The organism is Burkholderiales bacterium, from assembly GCA_035543335.1.
Lineage (GTDB): Bacteria > Pseudomonadota > Gammaproteobacteria > Burkholderiales > JAHFRG01 > JAHFRG01.
Genome location: DASZZH010000005.1, coordinates 1 through 2650 on the forward strand (window position 1 = coordinate 1; position 2650 = coordinate 2650).

Genomic DNA, 2650 nt, shown 5'->3' on the forward strand with positions numbered 1-2650 from the left:
TCTAGTGCAATAAAGGCACACCAAATTTTAAAATAATATTTCAACGAAATGCCACTAATACACCAATAAAGCAACGAACATATAGTTTATATTGTTTTAACACATAGTACTCGACGCGGTTGGATAAGGCGTTGAGTTGATTCATAAAAGCGATTCTTTGCCTGGCAGCGAAGGACCGCGCTCATGCAATCGATTTTCTCGAACGCCTTATCCAGGGCGGTAGCAATACACATCGATCTGTCGATCACAAGACGCGAGACGTTGTCGTGGCTGACGCTTCTGATCATGCAGCATGGAACGATCTGCCTGTGGCGGCTGGCGGCGTATGTGGCGAGCGCGGCGCAGACGGCCTCGGTGCGGCGGCGGTTCTACCGGTTCTTCCAGTACGTGCGGCTGGACGGCACGCTGGCGGCGCGCGTGGTGGTCGACCTGCTGGGGCTTTCCGGCAAGCCGTGGGTGCTGGCGATCGATCGCACGAACTGGGATTTCGGCAAGACCACGATCAACATCCTGATGATCTCGGTGGTCTGGAACGGCATGGGCATTCCGCTGTCATGGATGCTGCTGCCAACGGCGGGGAACTCGAACACGCCGGAGCGCACCGAGCTTCTGGATCGTCTGCGCGCGGCATTTCCGGACCTGAAGATCGCGGCGTTGATGGGGGACCGCGAGTTCATCGGCGACGCCTGGATGGCCTATCTGCAGCGCGAAAAAATCCCTTTCATCCTGCGGCTGCGCGAAAACCAGTACGTCCTGCGCGAGGGCTATGTGGCCCTGCCAATCTCGGTCATCGCGCAGCATCTCAAAGTCCGCGAAAGCATGATCATCAAAGGTTGCTGCCGGCTCGGCCGCCAGAATGAGACTCTGTCGGCGCCGGTGCGGCTCGTGGTGATGCGGCTCGCGTCAGGTGAGCTGCTGGCCTTGGCCTGTTCCGGCCCGCCGCGTCACGCGCTCGCCCGTTATCGTCAACGCTGGACGATCGAAACCATGTTCGGAAATCTCAAGACCAAGGGCTTCGCTCTGGAGGCCACGCACCTCACCAACCCGGACAAACTGTGCACCTTGCTCGCGCTCATGGCCTTCGCCGTGGCGCTGACGGTGAAAACCGGTGTCGCCATGGCGCGCCTGCATCCCATTCCGGTCAAGAAACACGGCCGCCGCGCGTGGTCGCTGTTCGCTCTCGGCCTCTACACGCTCCGCAAAATCTTCCTCGCCGCAAGTCACGCGCAAATAATCGAATTCCTCCGCCAACTCTTCTCCTCAAAACTCCCCATCAAGCCCTTGCTTTCCTTGGCGTTCCGATAGGGAGTCGAGTACGATGGATCCGCAGACTCTTTTCCTTGCACACCGGATAATACGAAAATCGTGTAGCTATATACAATCAAACCAAAGAATGGGTAACCGCCGTAACCGCGAACGCGGATTCAACTCCGAAATGCATAAAATTAACCATTAAATCGGCGGTAATTTGGCGGCGGAAAAGACCTCATTTGGTGACTTGAAGTCGAGAGTTTTTCGTGGTCGTGAGTTGAGAAGATTTTGAACGCGCTCGACCTCTTCGGACGAGACTGTAGCAAAGCTGGTTCCTTTCGGGAAGTACTGGCGAACGAGGCCGTTGGTGTTCTCATTCAAGCCGCGCTCCCACGCATGATAGGGCTTGGCAAAATAGAATCCGGCATCCAGTTGCTTGGCGACGCGTTGATGTCCGGCGAACTCCTTGCCGTTATCGGAAGTGATCGTGTGGACGAGCCTTTGATGCGGCTGCATTTTTGTGACGATGGCTGCACTGGTTTTTTCTGCCGTCGCGGCATCGAGTTTCTTCAGCAGCGTGTAGCGCGAGACTCTTTCGACCAGGCTGAGAATAGCGCCTTTGTGTTCGGCGCCGACAATCGTATCGGCTTCCCAATCGCCGATACGTGACCGTTGTTCGACAATCGCCGGACGCTTGTCAATGTCGATGCGGCAAGGGATTAAACCACGTCCGGCTGTTTTGCCTTTACGTTTGTTGTAGTTCTTTCCGGTACGGCGCAACTGCTTATAGAGCTTGCCGCCCTCGCGTTTGTCCGCCCAGATGTGTTGATAGATGCGTTCGTGACTGACGCTGATTTTCTGCGTCGCCGCCATCCAGCCGCTGATCTGCTCGGGGCTCCATTGTTCTTCGCAGAGCTTGGCTTCGATGACGGCAATAACATCGGGTGTCATCTTGCGCGGCGGCGCGCTGGCAGCGATCCGGCGTTCGTCAGCCTTCATTTGCGCTTGCTTGAACCGATACCCTCGTAACCCGCGGTTCCGCCTCAACTCGCGGCTGACGACCGATTGGTTGCTGCCGATCTTATCCGCGATAGCTTCTTGCGTCAGATCTTGCCGATCCAGCGCGTGCAACTGACACCGCTGCTCATACGTTAAATGCTTGCCCATTTAGACCCCCGGACCGGAGGTCTAATCGGCTTTTCAAATTACCGCCGATTTAATGGTTAATTTTATGCATTTCGGAGTTGAATCCGCGCCAATAAGCGGAAATCGTCAGTGCTCTCAGATGCTTCCGAGTCGGGCCACGAACGGCCGTGAGCAGGTGCAACAAATCCTCGAAGCCGATTCCTGGAACCGGGCTCGGGATTGTCGTGCCCTACGGCTGGCGCATTAGTTCTCA

General features: G+C 56.2%; 2 protein-coding genes. One reads left to right on the forward strand and one right to left on the reverse strand.

From position 1 onward, the window contains the following. The first annotated feature begins 183 nt into the window (after positions 1 to 183). Positions 184 to 1305: an IS4 family transposase gene (locus VHE58_00965; protein HVS25874.1), complete on the forward strand. Its 1122-nt coding sequence runs from the start codon at positions 184 to 186 to the stop codon at positions 1303 to 1305. A gap of 147 nt (positions 1306 to 1452) precedes the next feature. Here VHE58_00965 and VHE58_00970 read toward each other — a convergent pair whose 3' ends face one another. After that, positions 1453 to 2418, reverse strand: a complete 966-nt coding sequence (locus VHE58_00970) for an IS30 family transposase (protein ID HVS25875.1) — start codon at positions 2416 to 2418, stop codon at positions 1453 to 1455. Between the last annotated feature and the right edge of the window lie 232 nt (positions 2419 to 2650).

Bases quoted from the DNA above. Each gene is read 5' to 3' on its own strand.
- VHE58_00965 (HVS25874.1), top strand. From the start codon at position 184: ATGCAATCGATTTTCTCGAACGCCTTATCCAGGGCGGTAGCAATACAC.
- VHE58_00970 (HVS25875.1), bottom strand. From the start codon at position 2,418: ATGGGCAAGCATTTAACGTATGAGCAGCGGTGTCAGTTGCACGCGCTG.